Genomic DNA, 21,422 nt, shown 5'->3' with positions numbered 1-21,422 from the left:
ATATATGGATTTCTGTTGTTTTGACGTGCATAAATCGCATTGTTTCTGGCAATTTCTCTTGCGCTTACAGGATCCTGTGAATTCCAGGCTAACAGAACGTTTAAGAAAGCTGTTGTAAAAACTTTATTGCTGGAACCATCAAACATCGCATATGAATAGCCGGCAACAGTATTTTCGTAACGTGTTGCAAAATAAAAATACATTCTGGCAATATCTCCTTTAAATGCATCTATAGGTTCAAAAACGGTTCCTGAATATCCAGATACAGAACTTGATCCCAGTTTTCCTCCATTTTGAGAAGTATAAGTTGCTGAACTCACAGTTCCATGGGGATAATTAGAGCGTATTCCGTTTACTTTTCCGTCTGTTGGTGTAATAAAATGGGCATCAGCAACCATTGGTGATTGCTCATTAAAAACAGATTGTGGAATGATATGTTCTCTATTATAACAATCGCCTTCGGCTGAATAATTACCGCATCTTTGTGTGCTTCCGATACTATAATTATAAGGATCTGTTCCCGATGGATTTTCAGAATACATGTCTAAAACAGTTCCGTCATTTTCATAAAAATTATCGACATCAGAAGTTTGATAAGTAGTGTACAAACCTGCATAACCATTGTCGGTATGTCCTTTAATAATGTTGTATAATTGTGTTTTTAAGGTGTAACCAGTTCCGGTTGCCGTGTCGTAATATCCGGATGGAATTTGAGAAAAACATACCGTAAAAAATAATAATAATAAGAAAGTGTAGTTTTTTTTCATAAAAAACAGTTGAAGATTTGGGGTTATAAATCATATAAATTAAATTTCAACAAATTGATTTTTAGAATATTAATTTAATGACGCGCCAAATTTACTGCTTTTATGAATACGCTGCGTTAAGAGATGTTTAAATTTAGGTATATTTTCTTACGGCTGATTTTTTTAAGGAAATAATAAAAAAATGCTTGGATTTTTTTAGATTATATAAATGATGCCATTTCATTTGAGAAAGGCAGCTTATAAATAATTAGCGAAAATCTGCTTAATTTGCAAAATATACGCGCCATTTATTCAGAAAAACTTAAATTTTCTTAATATCATACTATGGTAAAACCCAAAATTACTTCGGAAAAGCGGCACTTTGATAAGCTCCTAAATCCGGAGGAGAAGTTCTGGTGCTGCCTATAATATCTAAAGGAATACTATACGTCTGATTTCCTTTTGCGAAAGCACCGGAAGTATTGTCAATATTAAATTTATTTTGTGAAACCTTATAAAATTTAGGATCCTGATTTAAAATAATTTGATTGTAATGTGTTGGATCAGTGCTGAACTGATAATCAGGGTTCGCGTTTGAACTTCTGAATTTTATCAGGCAATTATTCAGCTGATATACAAATGCGGCATTGGTATTTTTATCTAAATTGAATTCATTAGTATTTGAACCATAAATGATACAATTATTAAAAGTTGCCTGAGTTAAACCATTGGTTTCAGGAGTTGCACCAGTCAGACTGTTACTCAGGTTGACAGCGACCGGTTCACCGCCCGACCAATTATTGTTGAAGGTACAATGCGTAAACATGTAATTTCCGCCATACACACAGGATAAACCTGCTAAACCGGAATAATTAATGACCAGGTTTTCTCCATTAATATGTCCATTTTTAGCTAAAATTCCATATTCAGAACAATTATAAATTTGTGTATTTTTTAATTGAATAGTGGTTGCGTCCTGTCCTTGAATCGATAAACCAATTTTAGCATTTTTAAGTGTTAAATGATTGATCAAGTGATTCGTACTTTCGTTAGTCAGAATAATAGAATTCCATTGTCCCGGTACATCAGAAAAATCAGGTTCTAAACGGTCACCCTCAAAAATAACCTCGTTTTCCAGCTTTTCAGTTGTTGATACTGTTCCGTTAATTTGTAACGAAGCATTTTTAGAAACTAAAAGTCCGGAATCAGCATGAAAATGGACTCTTGCACCAGCTTCAAAAACAACTGTTTTATTTTCAGGAACTCCCGCATATCCATAAATTACGTATGGTTTTTGGTTGGTAAAAAGTAATTCATTTCCGTTTACAGCATCATTTTCATCCAAATAAAATCCGTCAACAGGTTTGTCGTCTATTTGAATGGTTTCTGATGTTCCGTCAGAAAACTGTTTAGGATATAAAAAAACAGCATCCTGAATTAGCGTCACCAAGGCTACTTTCTGAAGATTTGTGCCACTGTCAAACTGAATTTCATCAGTATACAAAAAATCTGTGGGATCAGCATCTGTAATATCCGCAGTAGTTTCGATAAAAATGTACAAACTATCTTTGGCTAAGAGTGTTACATCATTAAATATTTTGCCATTGTTTCCGGTCATTCCGTCAACAGTCATTCTGTATTTTGAACTTAAACCGTTTTTTAGCTGAATAACAGGAATATTAATATCATTTTTACTGTGGTTGTATACTTTGAGATTGTATGTGCTTGAGCCAATGTTTTTAAAAACAGTATCTAAATAAACGGTGTCTTTTGAGAATTTTAAATCACCATTGCTGGCAACGGTATCAAAATCAGTTCTGCATGAACTAGTAGCTAAAAGTATTCCGAGAATAAAGAGTACAAAATAATGACGCATTGAATTGTTTTTCTGTAAAAATAACAAAAAACTTATATGTTGAAGGTCGATTTTTAATTTTAGAATTGCTTTTTCTAATTTGTGTCTTATCTTTTCTTTAATTTTACGATTTTAAAGCCAATTTTAATGAATCATACCAAAGAACAAATTTTAGCATACTGCAATGAGTTTTCTAAAAACACTTTGATGGAAACGCTAAAAATAGAATATATAGATGCCGGAGAAGATTTTTTAGTTGCCAAAATGCCTGTAAATCCATCTGTTCATCAGCCCATGGGATTGTTGCACGGAGGAGCTTCGGTTGCTTTAGCGGAAAGCGTAGGCAGTGCTGCATCACATTTTTTTATTAATTCAAAAGAACAGGAGGTACGCGGAATTGAGATTTCGGCAAATCACTTAAAAAGTATCAGGGAAGGAATAGTTTTCGGTACCGCACGCATCATTCATAAAGGAAGAAGCCTGCATTTGTGGGAAATTAAAATTACTGATGAATCCGGAAACCTGATTTCACTTTGCAAACTAACCAATATTGTTTTAGAAAAAAAGAAAAACTAACCAGAACATATGAATGACTTTTTTTCTACAATAAGAAAACATCAGGAACAAAATTTACCTTTTGTAATCTACTCCAAACCTAATTCGTCCAGTATTTTTGCATATTTACAGCAAAATGAAACTTTGTATGAAGTTTCAGATTACAGTGAAAAAGGTTTTGTTTTTGCTTCCTTTGATGAAAAGCAACTGGTTTTAATTCCGGAAAATGAATCGAAAATCATAAGTGCCAAACAATTAGAAGTGACTATGAATGCTGTTGAAACAGAGGATTTAAGTTTTGATTCCGATGCTAAAATTCAATACGAGGATTTGGTGGAAAAAGGCATTCAGGCTATTAAAAATGAAGAATTCAAAAAAGTGGTTTTATCCAGAAGTGAAATAGTAGATGTAGTCAAATTTGATTTTATAACCACTTTTAAGCATTTAATTCAATTGTATCCTACGACTTTTACGTATTGTTTTTTTCATCCGAAAATTGGACTTTGGATGGGGGCAACCCCAGAGCAATTATTAAAAGCCAGTGGGAATGTTTTTGAAACAACAGCTTTGGCAGGAACACAGAAAGTAACTTTGGAAGAGGAAATTTCCTGGCAGCAAAAAGAAAAAGACGAACAGCAATATGTTACCGATTTTATTATAAAGAGATTGCGAGAAGTAGCTACATCTGTTGTGGTTACAGAACCGTATAATATTAAAGCCGGATCTATCTGGCATATAAAAACGGATATTTCAGGAGTTTTAAAGGATAATTCAACTTTAGAAGAAGTAATAGATACATTACATCCAACGCCTGCAGTTTGTGGTTTGCCAAAGAAGAAAGCAAAAGCATTTATTTTGGAAAACGAAAATTACGACAGAACCTTTTATACAGGTTTTCTGGGAGAATTAAACAGCAGTTTTGCCAATAAGTCTGTAAGCTCTGATTTATTTGTAAATTTACGCAGCATGCAAATCAAGGAAAATAAAGCCATTTTGTATATGGGTTGTGGCATTACCAAAGAGAGTATTCCTGAAAAAGAGTGGGAGGAAAGTGCGAACAAATCAATGACGATGAAAAGAGTTTTGAATATTAGAGAATAGAAAATAGAGAATAGAGAATAGAGAATAGAGAATAGAGTAAAGAATATAGAAAAAACAAAAATTGGATTTTAGTATTTTCAATTTGAAATTGAATTTGATTTTTGACATTGAAATTGATAGATATGAAGTTAGATATATTAGCCTTTGGCGCACATCCCGATGATGTTGAATTAGGTTGTGCGGGTACTATTTTAAAAGAGGTTTCCCTTGGTAAAAAGGTAGGGATTGTTGATTTAACCCGTGGTGAATTGGGTACTCGTGGTACAGCTGAAATTAGAGATGAAGAGGCAAAAGCCGCAGCGAAAATTTTGGGGGTTTCAGTTCGTGAGAATTTAGCAATGAGGGATGGTTTTTTTGTAAATGACGAAAAGCATCAGTTGGAAGTCATTAAAATGATTCGGAAATATAAACCTGAGATTGTATTATGCAATGCTATTGATGACCGCCATATTGATCACGGAAAAGGAAGTAAATTAGTTTCTGATGCTTGCTTTTTATCCGGATTAATGAAAATAGAAACTTCAATTGATGGAGTGAATCAGGAAGCGTGGAGGCCAAAAATCGTATATCACTACATTCAGTGGAAAAACCTGGTACCTGATTTTGTAGTAGATATTACGGGTTTTGAAAAGCAGAAGGTAGAAGCAATTTTGGCTTATAAAACACAATTTTATGATCCGGATTCTCAGGAACCGGCTACGCCAATAACAAGCAAAAATTTCCTGGAGAGCCTGAATTACCGTGCGCAGGACTTAGGACGGTTAGTTGGTGCAGATTTTGCTGAAGGTTTTACTGTCGAAAGATGTTTGGCAGTCAATAGCTTAGGGGATTTGCATTAAAATCCTTTTATTTTTTTGTATTTTTTATTTGTGGAAGTAAACATTAGTTGTATATTTGCAACCGCGTAAGCAAAATGGTGGTTGTAGCTCAGTTGGTTAGAGTAGCGGTTTGTGGTGCCGCGGGTCGCCGGTTCGAACCCGGTCAGCCACCCAGGAATTTAAAGCCTTGAAGAAATTCAGGGCTTTTTTTGTGGAGTCAACTTTTATGCGATGATTTATAGAATAAATGTCTTATTCCTAAAAATATTTAGGAGTTAAGTAAGTTGTCGATGTACAAATTTTGTACTGAATAATAAAAAAACTAAAACTACTTTACCTGAAAACAAAAAAAAGACTGCCATTTTTGACAGTCTTTATTGTTTATACTTTAACTAATAGTAAACATTCTTTTAATTCTGGTTTTCCAACTATGAAGTTTAATAACCATTCTTGCAATTGTTCCATTTCGTAAGGTAACAGTGTTCTGATAGCTTTTTCTAATTCTTTATAAAAAAGTACCGGGTCGAAACTAACTCTCTCAAGTATTGATTTCGTGTAATCAAACATCATTTTTGACATAATAAAATAAGATTTTGGGGGTTATCTCTATTTTTAAACTCGGGTCAAATTTAAACAAATATCACATATAAAAGCTCTTTTTAACTTATTTTTTTAAAATTTTTAGTAACGAATACGTTTTCTTAGTGCATATAAATCAATATAGAATTATTCTAAATAACTGATTTAAATCTTTTTAAATGCTCTGAACATCTCGCGTTTTCCCGGAGGGCCTGCTAATTTTTCAACTGTGAACCCAACAGAAATCATATTTCTTTTAACAACTCCCCGTGCAGCATAAGTTACTAAAACACCATTTTGTTTTAAACTATTGTACATTTTCTGGAAAATTTCGATACTCCATAATTCTGGTTGTACCCGATATCCGAAGGCATCAAAGTAAATTAAATCAAAAATTTCAAAATCATTTATTTCATCAAAAAATTGTTTCCGTTTCGTTAACGAATAATCAGGACTGATTTGAGTTTTCTGGTTCCATTCACATTCATGCATTTTCTGAAAAACATCTTTATAAGTATCAGCGTCTAATTCTTCAACATAATTCATTTCCAAAACCTCTTTCGCTTCAACCGGATACGCTTCAACTCCGACATAATTAATCTTTTGATTTTTTATATTCGATTCTAAAAAAGTAATAAAAGCATTTAAGCCGGTCCCAAAACCAATTTCAAGGATGCTTACCGGATTACCTTCAAACAGATTAAGCCCATTTTTTATAAATACATGTTTAGCTTCCTGAATCGCACCGTGTTTCGAATGATAACATTCGTCCCATTCCTGTAAATGAATTGTAGTTGAGCCATCTAACGTTTTAATAATTTCTCTTTTCATTAAATTTTGAATTTTACAATGCGATTTTGATACTTCATTGATATATTAATATGTCAAATTTAATCAAAACAAATGCGTAAAGCCTTAAAAAATCACAGTTTTTTCACAAAATCCTTATAAAAACCAGTTAAATTTTTAAGTTTATTATAAGATAAATAAATCTCAATTAAATGAGGTAATTATTGTTTTTTTAGCAAGTAAATTATATATTTTTACTTAATTTTGCATTCAATAAAATCTATTTTATATCATATTATCATTTTATAATAGATTTTTAAGGTGTGGAAATTACATAAAACTATTAATTATCATGAGTACAACTCAAACAAACAAAATTGAAATCAGAAAAGCCACTTCGTCAAAAATAAGCGCAGTAGACTTTGAAAACTTAAGCTTTGGTGCTGTTTTTACAGACCATTTATTTGAATGTGATTTTAAAAATGGAGAATGGCAATCACCGGTCATTAAGCCTTATGCTCCAATTTTAATGGACCCTTCTTCAAAAGTCTTTCATTATGGTCAAGCAATTTTTGAAGGGATGAAAGCTTATAAAGATGATAATAATGATGTTTGGTTATTCAGACCTGATGAAAATTACAAACGTTTTAATAATTCAGCAGTTCGTATGGCTATGCCCGAAGTGCCTGAAGCTATTTTTATGGATGGTTTGAATGAATTATTGAAATTAGATCAGGAATGGATTCAAAAAGGAAATGGAAGCAGTATGTATATCCGTCCTTTTATGATTGCTACTGGTCCTGGAGTTGTAGCTAATCCATCAGATGAGTATAAATTTATGATTTTACTTTCTCCTGCTAAATCATACTATTCAGGTGAAGTAAAAGTAATTATTGCTGAGCATTACAGTAGGGCCGCTAATGGTGGAATTGGAGCTGCAAAAGCGGCTGGAAATTACGCTGCGCAATTTTATCCAACAAATTTGGCTAATAAAGAGGGTTTCCAACAAGTAATCTGGACTGATGATGCAACGCATACAAAACTGGAAGAAGCCGGAACAATGAATGTGTTTTTTAGAATAAATGATACATTATTGACCGCTCCGACAAGTGAAAGAATTTTGGACGGTATTACCAGAAAGAGTTTAATTGCTATGGCTGAAAAAGAAGGACTTAATGTTGAGGTTCGTCCTGTTATTGTTTCAGAATTAGTAGAAGCTGCTAAAAATGGAACATTAAAAGAAATTTTTGGCGCCGGTACAGCAGCAGTTGTAAGCGTTATCAAAGGATTCTCATACAAGGATGTGTATTATGAAATGGCTCCAATCGAGAATTCATATGCTTCTCTTTTAAAAGAAAAACTAACAAATCTTCAAAATAAACTTGCTGAAGATACTTTTGGATGGACCGTTAAAGTTCAATAAATAAAAGACAATTATAAAAACAAACCCGACAGCTTAATAGTTGTCGGGTTTTCTGTTTTTATTCTATTAGATATAGTATAAAATATTTTAACACATAGAAACATAGATTTTAATGTGTTCAAAAAAGAATGCAAAAGATACATGTTTCTTGCAGATAGCTATAGCTATGTGTATTCAGATAAGTAAAAACGTCTTTTTTCTTTGCATATTCAAAAGCTATGTTTCCATGTGTTTAAACTACACAAGAATCTTATTTTACAAAAGCTTCGAAAAATCAGGTTTAAAATAATTTGGGCCTTTCATGACTTTTCCGTCTTCGCGATAAATAGGCTGTCCGTCTTCTCCCAGTTTGCTCATGTTGCTGCGTTGAATTTCATCAAAAACCGCTTCAATTTTATCCTGCAGACCGTGTTCGATAATTGTGCCGCACAAAATATACATCATATCTCCAAGTGCATCAGCAATTTCAACTAAATCATTTTGCAGGACGGCTTCAAGGTATTCTTCATTTTCTTCTTTCATTAAGTTATAACGAAGTTGTTTTTTAGTTTCGCCCAAATCAGCAATTGGCGTTTCGCTATGTCCTATTTTAAAAGCAGTATGAAATTCTTTTACTGCATCTATTTGTTTCTTCATGATTTTATTGATTAAATGAAATGCCAAATTAGCAACTATTCGTATACAATTCTCTAAATTTGTCAAAAATAATTTTCAACTATGTTTAGTCAGGGACAATTAATATTCGCAGTCTGTTTTTTTATCTCATTTGTAATCGTAATGATTTTTGCCTATCGAAAAGATCTTGCCTTGCATAAAATTTTCTACAAAGGGAATTATAAAGTATTAATCACTTTTCTGCTTTTTATTGCTATTTTGTTTGTAATCAAGTTCTTTTTTAAAAGGTAATTCCGGAAAATTATTTCTATATTTAAAATGTAAAACAAGAAATGGTGATTTATGTGTAAACTTCTTCAAAATAGTTTTATTTAGACATCTCTTTGAACAAAATATAATAAAAAAAGTATAGTTTTATTATTTTGCTATTCGTGACACTAGTAATAAAATTTATAACTTTACGACTCCAAATAACCTACACAATGAAGATTTTAAAATATCTGTTTCTTTTATCGTTATTAAGCCTAGTTGCTCTAAGTGTTTTTGTTGCTACCCAAAAAGGTATTTTTACCGTTGAGCGAAGTAAAGTTGTTAATTCACCAAGGGCTACAGTATATAATTATGTAAACGATTTTAGAAATTTTGAAGATTTTGAATCGTGGGCGGTTGAAGACCCTGCAATTAAAATGTCATTTTCGGAAAAAACATCAGGGAATGGTGCCTCATTTTCCTGGGAAGGCGTTGAAGCAAAAGGAAATGCAATTACATTACAAACAAAAGAGGGAGAAAGTATTCATCAAAAAATGAATTTCGACGGCACAGAAGCAGATGTTAACTGGATATTTAAGGATACTCTGGCAGGTAAAACAAAGGTTACCTGGAAAGCCAAAGGGGAGATGAGTTTTTGGTTTAAAATTTATACTGTTTTAAATGGTGGTTCCGATAAAATAATAGGAACAATGTATGAAAAAAGCCTTGCGAATATTGATAAAAATTTAAATTATGAAACTAAAACATATGCTATAAAAGTAAATGGGCTTGTCAAAAAAACAGAGACCTTTTATATCAAACAAACTTTTACAAGCGAGATTCAAAAAGTAAATAAAAATGCCCGGGTAGTTATTCCAAAGTTGATAGAATTTAGCAAGGATAATAATTTATTTGCAAAAGGGAAGCCTTTTATAATTTACCATACTTATGATACCAGAACCAATTTGGCTAAAATATCTATTTGCTTACCAATAAATAAAGAAATTTTGATAAGTCCGGGAAGTGATATTTTGTCTGGAAAATTAAACAGTTTTGATGCTGTGAAAACTACTTTAAATGGTGATTATTCACATACTAATGAAGCAATTGCAAAAACAACAGCTTTTATCAATAATGAAAAAATAGTTCCGGATTTAAGCTGGTCGCATCTTGAAATTTTAACAGCAGGTAAATTAGACGTTAAAAGTTCCTCAAAATTGGTAACAGAAATTTACTATCCGGTTATTCCTAAAGTTATTCCGGTTGTTAAGGTTCCTGTTTTCAAACCTGTTGCAGACGACTCAACAGTAAAAAAACCTGCAGAAAAACCTGCCACAAAAACAACTCCGGAAGAAGAGCAATCTGAATTCTAAAAAAAAGTAAGGGCTGATTAAACCTTTTGTAATAAATTCATTCAAACAAGATAAATAATAAAGCTTGACGAACGAGAAGGAATTTATAGCACAATTATTAAATCCTAAAACGCAAAATACTGCGTTTCAAACACTCTTGTCAGAATATCAAAAACCTTTGTATTCTCATATTCGGAATATTGTTTTGAATCATGATGATGCCGATGATGTTTTGCAGAATACTTTTATCAAAGTGTTTCAATATTTAAAAAATTTTAAAGGCGAGAGCAAGCTTTTCTCCTGGATGTATCGTATTGCAACCAATGAAGCATTGACTTTTTTGAATCAAAAAGCAAAATTAAACGGGATAACATCAGAAGCTTTGCAAAATAAAGCCATTGATAATCTAAAAGCCGATGTTTTTTTTGATGGTGATGAAATTCAGATAAAACTTCAAAAAGCGATTGTTACCTTGCCCGAAAAGCAACAGTTGGTTTTTAAAATGAAGTATTTTGAAGAATTAAAATACGAGGAAATCTCTGAAATCCTTGGAACTTCGGTGGGAGGATTAAAGGCCTCTTATCATCATGCGGTAAAAAAAATTGAATTATATGTTACATCAAATTAAACCTTTTGTTATAAAACATATCTTATAGACATTATGAAAGCATTTAAATTAGAAAACGAACCGAAGATAACAACTGGATTTAAAACTCCGGATTATTATTTTGATGATTTTTCGGCAAAAGTTTTACAGCAAATTAACGAGACCGAAGTGAAGGTGATTCCGCTTTACAAACGTAAAAAGGTTATTGCTATGCTGGTTGCAGCTGTATTTGTTATTGGATTAATGATTCCGATAATAAATAATTATAATAATACATCCAAAGAATTTGACGAGGCATCTTTAGAAACTTATTTATCATACCAGTCAAATTTAAATCAGTACGATTTAATTAATCAGCTTGATACAAAAGATATTGAAGGACTTAATAAAAATGTTGCCCTTGAGCAGGAAACCCTTGAAGATATTTTATCTTCGAATCCAAATATTGAAAATTTAATTTCAGAATAAAATAAAATTTAAAAAGATGAAAATTAAAAATATACTTCCAATACTTCTGTTTTTAGTTAGTTTTTCATTTTATGCACAAAGTGATAAGATAGACGAAAAGCGCGAGAAAATTAAAGCTTATAAAGTTTCGTTTTTAACAACTGAACTGGAACTTACTTCTACAGAAGCCGAAAAATTCTGGCCCGTTTATAATGCTTTTGATGATAAGCAATTTGAATTGCGCCATGATAAAATGAAAACGTATTTGCGTAAACTGGATGATGATAATATCAATTCGATTTCAGAAAAAGAGGCTGTTATTCTTTTATCGCAAATAGAAAGTACAGATAAGGAATTGTATTTTTTACGTGAAAAATATATGACGAACCTTAAAAAGATCCTTTCGGCAAAAAAAATATTAAAGCTTAAAAAATCAGAAGATGATTTTAACCGAAAATTACTGAAACAATATCGGGATAAAGCAAAAAGCCAAAATTAAAAAAGAAACAACAGCGATAAGACCCCTATATAATAATACTTACTTTATTATTTAGGGGTCTTGTTATTTTAGCTATTTAAAGCGAAGTCTGACAACTTTATTGTAACCAGCGGCAATAGCTGTATTTCTGTTAACAAAACGAATCGTAAAAAAACTTGAATCAGTAGATAATTGTGTCCAGTTTTCACCGCCATTTTGAGAATATTGAATTCCCTCAGAGCCAACACAAATAATTTCTTTAGCATTTCCTCCTGGAACATACTGTACACATGAAGCGTATCCAAAACCCATATTTTGACCTATTAGCTGCCAGGTTTTTCCCCCATCAGCAGTAAAAGCTTTATTATCAGATTTTTTGTTTGGAAGTTCATAATCGCCACCGGCAATAAATCCATGTTTTGAATCATAAAAATCAGCTGTAAAAATACCTGTCATTGTTTTTCCCTGAATAATAGGAGTTTCAATTACTTTCCAGGTTTTACCTTTGTCCGGAGAATAAAAAACTCGTGATTTTTTTCCTCCTGAAACTAGCCACGTATCATCTCCTTTTATAACAATATTTGTATTACTGGCTGCAAAAGCTGCTTCGCCTTTGGTATTTGTTGGTAATTTATCTGATAATACTTTTGTCCAGTTTTCTCCTCCATCACGGGTTATAATGATCGAAAAAGTATCTTCTGTTGGATCGCCAATAGCAATTCCCTCTTTATCATTCCAGAATTGCATGCTATCATAAAAAACCCTCTCGTTGATTTCTTTGTAGACTAATTTTACTTTTTGTGTTTTTTTAGAAACGGAATAAAGTAATGCAGGATTACCAACACTTAATAAGAAAACATCTTTCGAAGTCTGCGCTATACTTCTGAATTCCAGTTTTAAAGTATCACGATAAATATGCTCTTCAAATTTTTCTTTTTTATCCAAATCATAGTATCCAAACCGAGAATTATCTGCACCATACCAAACTTTATTTTTATCAATAGAAATGGCCCTAATACTAATTTTGTCCTGAAACAGGGTGTCTGTTTGCATTGAGGTAAAACCACCATAAAAAGTTTTTTTGTTACTATCATTCAATGGTTTAAAGGATATAAATAAAATAAAAACGCAACAAAATAACATTACCTTTTTCATATAGCTTAAGATTTAGTTGTTGCTAAATTACAATTATTTATAACATGTAAAATATATTTTGTTTTTTTTCTGGCACAGTAATTGGATACCTCACAATATTAATCTTAATATGATTTGTCATGAAAACCAAACTACTTTTTATAGCGTTATTAGCATTAGGTTTTAGTTCATTCGAAGCACAAAGCCAAACTACTGTTTATGCAAAAAATTCAGATATCAGTGATAATTTAGATCTTCGTGCTGTTGCTTCAATATTTGGAGAATCAGCTAACCTTCAGGATTTCGAAAGACGTTTAAATGATCCAAAATATCAAATATCAAATCTTGACCTGAATAATGATGACCAGGTCGATTATTTACGTGTTATTGAATCTGTAGAAGACAGGACTCACGTAATTATAATTCAATCTGTACTTGATCGTGATGTTTATCAGGATATTGCGACCATAGATGTTGAAAGGGATAATTATAATAAGGTATCTGTTCAGGTTGTGGGTAATACTTATTTATATGGTGATAATTACATTTATGAGCCTGTTTATAATGTAACTCCGGTTATTTATACATCCTTCTGGGTTACTAACTACAGACCTTATTATTCAACATGGGCCTGGAATTTCTACCCTACATACTATGTTGCCTGGAGACCTTTTCCAATTTTCAGATATAGAAATAATATCAATGTTTGTATCAACGTAAACAATCATTATAATTATGTGAATCATAGAAGAAGTTACAGAGCTCCGGTGTTGTATGCATCAAGACGTTGTTATGGTTATGAAAGACAACATCCTAACTATAGTTTTTCGCAAAGACATTCTAATATTAATAACAGATATGAGTTAGATCAAAGACGTGTTGCAAGCAGAGAATCTAATAGAAATAACAGTTATAACAATAACAGATCAAATTCAGGAAGAAATTGGAGTACAGACAACAGAAGTACAAACAGAAATTATGCTGAAAACAGAAATACATCTGACAGAAATTATAATACAAATAGGGTAGCTTATGGCAGAGATAATGATAATTCAGGAAGAGTTAACAATCCTGTAAGAGTTGAAAATTCCTCAAGAACTGAATCAAGAGGATATTCTAATGAAAACAGAATGAATACTTCAAGAGGAAATTCAGAGAACAGAATGAATACAAACACGACTGCTCCTGTTCAAAGAACTGAGTCAAGAGGATATTCTAATGAAAACAGAATGAATACTTCAAGAGGAAATTCAGAGAACAGAATGAATACAAACACAACTGCTGCTCCTGTTCAAAGAACAGATAATCAAAGGGGTTACTCTCAAAACAGATCAGGTTCTGAAAACAGAAATAGCGAAGCGAGACCACAAAATACGCAACGTTCTGAAGCTCCAAGAGCAAGCCAGGAATCAAGAGGAAATCAATCTTCGAGAGAAAATAATTCAAATTCAAGAGGCAACGGAGGCAGAAGAGGCTAAGTTGAAAATAGCATAGATTAAAGGTAAAAAAAAAGCACAATGTAACGATTGTGCTTTTTTTTATCTTTTTACTTATAATTGACGCTAATTTGTTTTAAAACAGTAAATTTGCAACCGTCTTTTATAAAAACATACATGAACGCATCGCATAAAAACTTACACAGTAAGTTGTCTATTGGGGGATTATTGATCACATTAGGAATTATTTATGGAGATATTGGTACTTCTCCGTTATATGTAATGAAAGCCATACTTGGCGAACATATGATTAATGCAGATATTGTTTTAGGAGGTATTTCATGTGTTTTCTGGACCCTGACTTTACAAACAACAATAAAATATGTACTTATTACCTTAAGTGCAGACAATCACGGTGAAGGCGGAATTTTTGCATTATATGCATTAGTTAAAAAAACAAAAATTCAATGGCTGATTGTACCCGCAATTATTGGAGGTAGTGCCTTATTAGCTGACGGAATTATTACACCGCCAATTTCAGTATCATCAGCTGTAGAAGGTATAAAAACATATTATCCGGAAATTAATACAATTCCTATCGTTATCGGAATTTTGTTTGTTTTGTTTACTATTCAACAATTTGGTACCAGGCTGGTTGGTAAGTTTTTTGCACCAATGATGTTAATCTGGTTTGCCATGCTGGGAACTTTAGGAGTTATTCAAATTCTGGATCATCCGGAAGTTATAAAAGCAATTAATCCTTATTATGCCTATCATTTATTAAAAATACATCCTGATGGTTTTTTTGTATTGGGATTTGTATTTTTATGTACTACGGGAGCAGAAGCATTGTACTCTGATATGGGGCACTGCGGAAGAAAAAATATTAGAATCAGCTGGATTTTTGTCAAATTGACTTTAGTTTTAAACTACTTTGGTCAGGCGGCATATTTAATTCATCATGAAGGACAGACATTACAGACATTAGGAGGTGAAAACGGAAATCCATTTTACCTGATTATGCCGGACTGGTTTCAGCCAGCAGGTATCGTTATAGCAACTTTAGCAGCTGTAATTGCATCTCAGGCATTAATTAGCGGTTCATTTACTTTGATAAATGAAGCAATGCGATTGAATTTCTGGCCAAAAGTAAGGATTAAATACCCTACCGAAGTTAAAGGGCAATTATACATTCCGTCAATTAACTGGCTATTGTTTTTTGGTTGTGTAGGAATCGTTTTGCACTTCGAAGAATCAAGTAATATGGAACATGCCTATGGTCTTGCAATTGTATTATGTATGATTATGACAACCATTTTACTGAATTATTATCTAATCATGAAAAGAGTAAAACTATATTTTATGGTTCCTCTTATTACAATTTATTTAATAATCGAAGGCTGTTTTTTGTTTGCCAATATTACCAAATTTGCAGAAGGGGGTTATGTAACCTTAATTATTGCAACTTTGTTGATTGCTGTAATGACGATATGGTTTTTGGCTAAGAAAATTAACAAAAGTTACACTAAAATTATCAAGATTGATGATTATAAGAAAGTATTGATGGAATTGAGTGAAGATTTGTCTATTCCAAAATATGCTACGCATTTAGTTTATATGACCAATGCGAATCGTGTCGATGAATTAGAGCAAAAAGTTATGTATTCTATTTTGCAGAAACGCCCAAAAAGAGCTGATATTTATTGGTTTGTACACGTAAATATTTTAACTGAGCCTTATAAAACACAATATAAAGTAACAGAAATTGCCAAAGATGATATTTACAGAATCGACTTTAATTTGGGATTCAGGGAACCTACTAAAATCAATTTAATGTTTAGGGAAGTTATTCGTGATATGGTAAAAAATGGAGAAGTTGATATTACCAGTCGTTACGAATCATTGAATAAAAACAATATTGTCGGAGATTTCAAATTTGTATTATCTGAAAAATTCTTATCTAATGATTCCGATTTATTATGGCATGAAAAAATAATTATGAACTCGTATTTCTTAATTAAAAAATTAAGTTTATCTGAAGAAAGTGCTTTTGGTTTAGACAGCAGTTCTGTGAAAATAGAGAAATTCCCTATGGTGCTTCATGCTCCGGAAAATATAGGATTAACGAGAATTATAAAATAAAAGTTATTCCAAAAATAAATTCAGAAAACACTCTTTTAAACTTATTAGAGTGTTTTTTTTCTTTTTAGTGAAAGTCAAAATAACAATCAAAATTAAAAATTTAACTTTCAATCAATTAATAGTACCTTTGCAACTCAAATATTTAAAATGAGATTACACAGAAATTTAGTTTATACTACCATCGATTCATTAAACGCTATTTTCAATGAAGGAGAATATGCAGACAAAGTGGTAGCAAGAGCCTTAAAAAAAGACAAACGTTGGGGAAGTTCTGACAGGAAGTTTGTTGCTGAAACCATATACGAAATTGTTCGCTGGAAACGATTATATGCCGAAATTGCCGAAGTTAAAGAACCTTTTGACAGAGATAATTTATGGAGAATGTTTGCTGTTTGGGCCGTTCTTAGAGGTTATCCAATTCCGGATTGGAGACAATTGGAAGGAACACCGGAAAGAAAAATAAAAGGACGTTTTGATGAACTTTCTAAAGTTAGGGCCTTAAAAGAATCTATTCCCGACTGGATGGATGAATTGGGTGTGAAAGAATTAGGAGAAAAGGTTTGGGCTACAGAAATTGCGGCTCAGAACCAGCCTGCAAAAGTTATTTTAAGAACCAATACACTTAAAGGAACCAAAGAAAGCTTAAGAAACACGTTGATGGATTTAAATATTGAAACAGAATATTTAAAAGATCAGCCTGAAGCTTTGGTTTTAAAAGAAAGAGCCAATGTATTTTTGACGGATGCATTTAAGCAAGGTCTTTTTGAAGTACAGGATGCCAATTCACAATTAGTTGCCGGTTTTCTTGATGTTAAACCTGGGATGCGTGTTGTAGATACATGTGCCGGTGCCGGTGGAAAAACGCTTCATATTGCTTCTTTAATGGAAAACAAAGGGCAATTGATTGCAATGGATTTGTATGAAAGCAAACTGAAACAATTAAAACTGAGAGCTAAAAGAAACGGTGCATTCAATATCGAATATCGTATTATTGACACTACAAAAGTGATCAAAAAATTACACGAAAAAGCAGACCGTGTATTAATTGACGCACCTTGCAGCGGTTTGGGAGTTTTAAAAAGAAACCCAGATGCAAAATGGAAACTGCAACCTGAGTTTATTGATAATATTCGTAAAGTGCAGGCTGAAGTTTTAGAAAGCTATTCTAAAATTGTAAAACCGGGTGGGAAATTGGTTTACGCAACCTGTTCTGTTTTACCATCAGAAAATCAGGAACAAGTAGAAAAGTTCCTTAAAACTGAAATCGGAAAGCAATTTAAGCTTATAAAAGATCGAAAAATTTTGGCTTCAGAATCAGGTTTCGACGGATTTTATATGGCGTTATTAGAACGAAAAGAAAAAGATGATGTAGTTGCATAAATGTATTTCAAGACATAAAAAAAAGTAAAGCCTTTAGAAAATTCTAAAGGCTTTTTTTATTGAAATTTTGTGTCAGTTTTTAGAAGGACACATCATAATTAATAATTCACAATTGATAATTAATTACTTCCCATCAACATAGTCTTGCAGATAACTGAATCTTGGAGTTAATTTTCCTTTTTCGGTAATTTTTGCGCGTTCCAGGATTCCGTCTTTATCTCCATTAAAGAAAGCCGGAATTACGTGTTCCATAAATTGTTCGCCAAAACCTTCACTGGCATCTTTCGGAATTTCGCATGGCAAATTATCAACTGCCATCACGACAATCGCAGCCGGATGAAAAACATCTACTTCTTTATTTTCACCTGGCCAGTATCCATAAATAGGTTCTGCAATTGTCGAAGAGCGCAATGTACAGGCAATAGGACCATTTACATCACAAGAAATATCTGCAACAACCCTTATTTTGCAATCTTTTGCATTCAGCATTTCCTGAGTTAAAATCATTGGTGCCCCGTTCGCATAAAAATGCCCGGCAATATAAATATCAGTTACCTTGGTGAATTTTTCAAAATCAGAGATATAGGCTTCGGGATGTGATGTAAAATCAATAAAATCAAGAACCTGACCATCAATTCGTTTGTTGTATTCTAAAGCATCTAATTGCACATAAACAGGTTGAGTGTAGTTTTTAGTCAAATAATTATCAACCGTAATTTCTTTTACTTTTATTGCCTTTAAAATTTCCTGAGCGCCACTCCCAACTTTTCCGGTTCCGGTAATGACAAATTTAAGAGGTGGAAGTGTAATGCGTTTCAAATGCGCAATCAGCGCCTCTTTTCCCGAAAGCGTTTCTGCTTTTGGCAGTTTAAATAATTCGAATTTTATTCCGAAAGCACGAATTCCATTGTAAACACCAACCATACCGGCGTATTTTCCAAAACCGATTAATCGACGATTATGACTGTCTACTATAGTTTCATGATCATATAAATCAATATTTTTTTCTAAAACAGCTTTCAATAATTTCTGATTGTAGGGTTGCTTTTTTATAGTATGCGAAAAAAAGAAATAAGCTTTATCAGGAATCAGATTTTCAACAGGAACTTCTTTTACACCAAATAATACATCACAATCTGAAACATCATCGGTAACAGTAATCCCCATAGTTTTGTATTCGATATCCGGAAAGATCCTAATATCTGAACTTTCTACTTCAACAGTAGCTTCATGATAAAGTTGTTTAAGTTTTGCGAGCTCACTCGGAGAAAAAACGACACGTCTGTCTGGTGGGTTTTTTCTTTCTTTTATAATTCCAAATTTCATTTATAGTGGGTTAGGGTATTTATCATTATAACTTTTTGTATAAAAATTGTTTCAAATATAACAAAATAAGTTAAATTTTTGTTGCTTTTTTCTTATTTTTAATGATTGTAAACCGTTAAAAGCTGATGTACAATCGACTAACAAAAAAAGAAGTTAATGATATGTTAAGATGGAAGTTTTCGATTTGTAAAAATCCTAAAAACATAAATATTGAATTCTATATATTTGTTTATAAAGAATGATGAAAATGAGCTTCCTTAAAAAAACAAATATACCACAAATACTTTTTCTAATTTTAGTTTTAGGTTCGTGCGGAAAAGATAAAAAAAGCAATCAGGATAACACTCCAAAAGTAAAAGATACACTGGGTAAAATGATACCTATGGGGCCTGAAAAAAAATTACCGGCATCTTATGTCAATTCTATTAAAGGGAGAATAAATCATTTTTACAATAAAAACTGGCCAAATAATAGTATGAACGGCGGTTTTTTAGTTGCCAGAAACGGACAGATTATTTTTGAAAGATATAATGGCTACGCAGATAAAAATGAAGGTACTACAATAGATGCCAATACCCCGATTCATATTGCTTCGGTAAGTAAGGTGCTTACGGCAACGGCAGTTTTAAAATTAGTAAATCTGGGTAAATTAGATTTGGATCAAAAGGTTAATACAATCCTGAAAACTTTTCCTTATCCTGATTGTACGGTTCGAATGTTATTGAGCCACCGCAGCGGAATGCGTAATTATGCTTATTTTACAGACAGGGACAAATCGGTTTGGGACAGGCATAATCAATTGACCAATAAGGATATTCTGGAGCTGCTGGCTACTAAAAATATTGGGTTAGAATCAAGAACAGGTACTCGTTTTGCGTATTGCAATACGAACTATGTCATGCTGGCGCTTATTATTGAGAAAATAACAGGTCTGTCTTACAAAGAGGCCATGACTCAAATGATTTTTAAACCTTTGGGAATGACCCATACTTTTGTTTTTGACTATGAAAAAGACAGAAAAACAATCGTTCCGTCATACAAAGGAAATAATGTAGAAATCGGATTGGATTATATGGATGCTGTGTATGGTGATAAAAATATTTTTTCTACTCCGCGTGATTTATTAAAGTTTGACCGCGCCAGAAATTCACCTGATTTTTTAAAGCCTGAATTATTAAAACAGGTTTATACCGGTTACAGCAATGAGCGTAAAGGTGCAAAAAATTATGGTTTAGGTATCAGAATGATCAATTGGGAGACCGGACAGAACTTTTACTTTCATAACGGCTGGTGGCACGGATATACGTCATCTTACATTCCGTTGATGAAAGAAAATGTTACCATTATAGCTTTATCGAATAAATTTACCAGAAAGACTTACGCAGTCCGTAAACTGGCTCCTGTTTTTGGGGATTATCCGTTTAAATTTAAAGATGAAGAATAAAGCTATTTTTTAAGCAAAATTTATTACAAAACTAACTTCAAATTGTATATTTTTGCAAACTCATTTTTGGGGTCGACTGGTTTTGACAGCAAGTCGAATTGGAAAGTAAGCACGTCGAGCATTAAGACCTTGCTCGTAAATATAAGATCTTACACTTTTACACGGCGAAAATAACTACGCTTTAGCTGCATAATCCGAATTATAGTAAGATTAGCCACGTCCCTATAAGATAGGGAAGCTGGATTCTCCTTGAAAGCCTTGGTTTGTGGCGTTCAGTATAGGGGAACCGTAAAAATAGACCTAGATTTCCATGAGCTTCGGGTGGATTTCGAAATTAAGAAGATAAGTGTTGAGTGGTTGTTCCTGACCTGGCTTAACATCGAAAACCCAATCAGGGAATAAACGTGTAGAAAGCTCTTTAGTTGCTTGTTTGGACCCGGGTTCGATTCCCGGCGACTCCACAAAACCCGAAAAAATATATTTTTTCGGGTTTTTTTATATAAAATATTTAGCAAAATCAAGGCTTAACAAGGAGTTCGGTTACTAAAATTCAATGTTTAAATCAATAAAAATCCATCACCTTTTTATTTGTGATGGATTTGTTTCTTTGAAGCTAAAAACTGGTTCACAATCCTTAACGATTGATGTTTGGAGACATGTCTGTTTGTTATTAAAGAGGCGATAGTAGCTACTCAATCGAATACGTTCTCTTTTTACAACTTAGATAAACAAGTTATGAACTTTATTTCTGACTATCTATCATGAAGGTGTATCCTTCTTCTGCATTTCCATTCAAGGAGATATTCACTTCTGTTACCCCTTCCAAATCTTGTTCGAAAAAGCTATCAGTATTCAATACTGCCGAATTGATTAACTCACTTTCCTGGATCTCTGATGCAATACCCCAATACAATTTTGGTTTAAGGACAAAAGTGGCTTTTTGACC

The 21,422-nt window shown here is 32.6% G+C and carries 20 protein-coding genes, 1 tRNA gene, 1 other RNA gene and 1 pseudogene; 15 read left to right on the top strand and 8 right to left on the bottom strand.

Annotated elements, in window-relative coordinates:
• A partial coding sequence (locus tag PMI10_RS19355; protein ID WP_007810941.1) for an HNH endonuclease signature motif containing protein occupies window positions 1-767 on the bottom strand: 767 nt, incomplete at its 3' end.
• 340 nt (window positions 768-1,107) lie between these two features.
• Window positions 1,108-2,622 (bottom strand): right-handed parallel beta-helix repeat-containing protein, encoded by a 1,515-nt coding sequence (locus tag PMI10_RS19350; RefSeq protein WP_007810939.1) that lies wholly within the window; start codon window positions 2,620-2,622, stop codon window positions 1,108-1,110.
• A gap of 126 nt (window positions 2,623-2,748) precedes the next feature.
• On the opposite strand from PMI10_RS19350, the gene PMI10_RS19345 reads away from it, so the two are divergent.
• The 4 genes from PMI10_RS19345 to PMI10_RS19330 all read left to right on the top strand — a co-directional run bounded on the left by PMI10_RS19345 (window position 2,749) and on the right by PMI10_RS19330 (window position 5,247).
• A complete protein-coding gene (locus PMI10_RS19345) occupies window positions 2,749-3,177 on the top strand; it encodes a PaaI family thioesterase (protein ID WP_007810938.1) in 429 nt (142 codons plus the stop codon).
• Between the two features lie 9 nt (window positions 3,178-3,186).
• Entirely contained in the window at window positions 3,187-4,257 is a 1,071-nt protein-coding gene (locus PMI10_RS19340; protein WP_007810937.1) for a chorismate-binding protein, read from the top strand.
• A gap of 122 nt (window positions 4,258-4,379) precedes the next feature.
• On the top strand, window positions 4,380-5,096 hold the full coding sequence (bshB1, locus tag PMI10_RS19335; protein WP_007810936.1) for a bacillithiol biosynthesis deacetylase BshB1: 717 nt from the start codon (window positions 4,380-4,382) through the stop codon (window positions 5,094-5,096).
• Window positions 5,097-5,173: 77 nt separating this feature from the next.
• Window positions 5,174-5,247, top strand: a tRNA-His gene (locus PMI10_RS19330).
• A gap of 209 nt (window positions 5,248-5,456) precedes the next feature.
• On the opposite strand, the gene PMI10_RS19325 is transcribed toward PMI10_RS19330, so the two are convergent.
• Window positions 5,457-5,654 carry a hypothetical protein gene (locus tag PMI10_RS19325; RefSeq protein WP_007810935.1) on the bottom strand — a complete coding sequence of 66 codons (198 nt, stop codon included), beginning with the start codon at window positions 5,652-5,654 and terminating at the stop codon, window positions 5,457-5,459.
• A gap of 165 nt (window positions 5,655-5,819) precedes the next feature.
• A complete protein-coding gene (gene mnmD / locus PMI10_RS19320) occupies window positions 5,820-6,485 on the bottom strand; it encodes a tRNA (5-methylaminomethyl-2-thiouridine)(34)-methyltransferase MnmD (RefSeq protein ID WP_007810934.1) in 666 nt (221 codons plus the stop codon).
• Window positions 6,486-6,795: 310 nt separating this feature from the next.
• Between mnmD and PMI10_RS19315 the strand changes: the two genes are divergently transcribed.
• Window positions 6,796-7,866 carry a branched-chain amino acid aminotransferase gene (locus PMI10_RS19315; RefSeq protein ID WP_007810933.1) on the top strand — a complete coding sequence of 357 codons (1,071 nt, stop codon included), beginning with the start codon at window positions 6,796-6,798 and terminating at the stop codon, window positions 7,864-7,866.
• 255 nt (window positions 7,867-8,121) lie between these two features.
• Here PMI10_RS19315 and PMI10_RS19310 read toward each other — a convergent pair whose 3' ends face one another.
• Complete coding sequence (locus PMI10_RS19310; RefSeq protein ID WP_007810932.1) at window positions 8,122-8,502, bottom strand: nucleoside triphosphate pyrophosphohydrolase family protein; 381 nt, start codon at window positions 8,500-8,502, stop codon at window positions 8,122-8,124.
• Window positions 8,503-8,583: 81 nt separating this feature from the next.
• Here PMI10_RS19310 and PMI10_RS22370 point away from each other — a divergent pair, with 81 nt between their 5' ends.
• The 5 genes from PMI10_RS22370 (at window position 8,584) to PMI10_RS19290 (ending at window position 11,635) form a co-directional block, all read left to right on the top strand.
• Window positions 8,584-8,772, top strand: a complete 189-nt coding sequence (locus PMI10_RS22370) for a hypothetical protein (RefSeq protein ID WP_007810931.1) — start codon at window positions 8,584-8,586, stop codon at window positions 8,770-8,772.
• Window positions 8,773-8,963: 191 nt separating this feature from the next.
• On the top strand, window positions 8,964-10,103 hold the full coding sequence (locus PMI10_RS19305; protein ID WP_007810930.1) for an SRPBCC family protein: 1,140 nt from the start codon (window positions 8,964-8,966) through the stop codon (window positions 10,101-10,103).
• A 64-nt stretch (window positions 10,104-10,167) separates the two neighbouring features.
• On the top strand, window positions 10,168-10,710 hold the full coding sequence (locus PMI10_RS19300) for an RNA polymerase sigma factor (protein WP_007810929.1): 543 nt from the start codon (window positions 10,168-10,170) through the stop codon (window positions 10,708-10,710).
• A gap of 33 nt (window positions 10,711-10,743) precedes the next feature.
• Entirely contained in the window at window positions 10,744-11,157 is a 414-nt protein-coding gene (locus tag PMI10_RS19295; RefSeq protein ID WP_007810928.1) for a hypothetical protein, read from the top strand.
• A 16-nt stretch (window positions 11,158-11,173) separates the two neighbouring features.
• Window positions 11,174-11,635 carry a hypothetical protein gene (locus PMI10_RS19290; RefSeq protein ID WP_007810927.1) on the top strand — a complete coding sequence of 154 codons (462 nt, stop codon included), beginning with the start codon at window positions 11,174-11,176 and terminating at the stop codon, window positions 11,633-11,635.
• Window positions 11,636-11,707: 72 nt separating this feature from the next.
• Here the strand turns inward: PMI10_RS19290 and PMI10_RS19285 are convergent, their stop codons facing one another.
• Window positions 11,708-12,769 (bottom strand): WD40/YVTN/BNR-like repeat-containing protein, encoded by a 1,062-nt coding sequence (locus PMI10_RS19285; RefSeq protein ID WP_007810926.1) that lies wholly within the window; start codon window positions 12,767-12,769, stop codon window positions 11,708-11,710.
• A gap of 119 nt (window positions 12,770-12,888) precedes the next feature.
• Between PMI10_RS19285 and PMI10_RS19280 the strand changes: the two genes are divergently transcribed.
• The 3 genes from PMI10_RS19280 (at window position 12,889) to PMI10_RS19270 (ending at window position 17,706) form a co-directional block, all read left to right on the top strand.
• Complete coding sequence (locus PMI10_RS19280; protein ID WP_007810925.1) at window positions 12,889-14,226, top strand: hypothetical protein; 1,338 nt, start codon at window positions 12,889-12,891, stop codon at window positions 14,224-14,226.
• A gap of 135 nt (window positions 14,227-14,361) precedes the next feature.
• Window positions 14,362-16,326: a KUP/HAK/KT family potassium transporter gene (locus tag PMI10_RS19275; RefSeq protein ID WP_007810924.1), complete on the top strand. Its 1,965-nt coding sequence runs from the start codon at window positions 14,362-14,364 to the stop codon at window positions 16,324-16,326.
• A 147-nt stretch (window positions 16,327-16,473) separates the two neighbouring features.
• On the top strand, window positions 16,474-17,706 hold the full coding sequence (locus PMI10_RS19270) for an RsmB/NOP family class I SAM-dependent RNA methyltransferase (protein ID WP_007810923.1): 1,233 nt from the start codon (window positions 16,474-16,476) through the stop codon (window positions 17,704-17,706).
• A gap of 123 nt (window positions 17,707-17,829) precedes the next feature.
• On the opposite strand, the gene PMI10_RS19265 is transcribed toward PMI10_RS19270, so the two are convergent.
• Entirely contained in the window at window positions 17,830-19,032 is a 1,203-nt protein-coding gene (locus PMI10_RS19265; protein ID WP_007810922.1) for an NAD(P)-dependent oxidoreductase, read from the bottom strand.
• Window positions 19,033-19,273: 241 nt separating this feature from the next.
• Between PMI10_RS19265 and PMI10_RS19260 the strand changes: the two genes are divergently transcribed.
• Together PMI10_RS19260 and ssrA are read left to right on the top strand one after the other, a co-directional pair.
• The gene (locus PMI10_RS19260; RefSeq protein ID WP_035632321.1) at window positions 19,274-20,476 is read left to right on the top strand and encodes a serine hydrolase domain-containing protein; all 1,203 of its coding nucleotides are present in this window, start codon (window positions 19,274-19,276) and stop codon (window positions 20,474-20,476) included.
• Between the two features lie 68 nt (window positions 20,477-20,544).
• Window positions 20,545-20,940, top strand: a transfer-messenger RNA (tmRNA) gene (ssrA, locus tag PMI10_RS21930).
• 278 nt (window positions 20,941-21,218) lie between these two features.
• Here the strand turns inward: ssrA and PMI10_RS19255 are convergent.
• Window positions 21,219-21,422 (bottom strand): annotated as a pseudogene (locus PMI10_RS19255) (hypothetical protein); the annotation flags it as partial.

Origin of the sequence: Flavobacterium sp. CF136 (assembly GCF_000282055.1) — a bacterium.
Classification (GTDB): domain Bacteria; phylum Bacteroidota; class Bacteroidia; order Flavobacteriales; family Flavobacteriaceae; genus Flavobacterium.
This window is presented reverse-complemented; position numbering and strand designations above follow the sequence as displayed.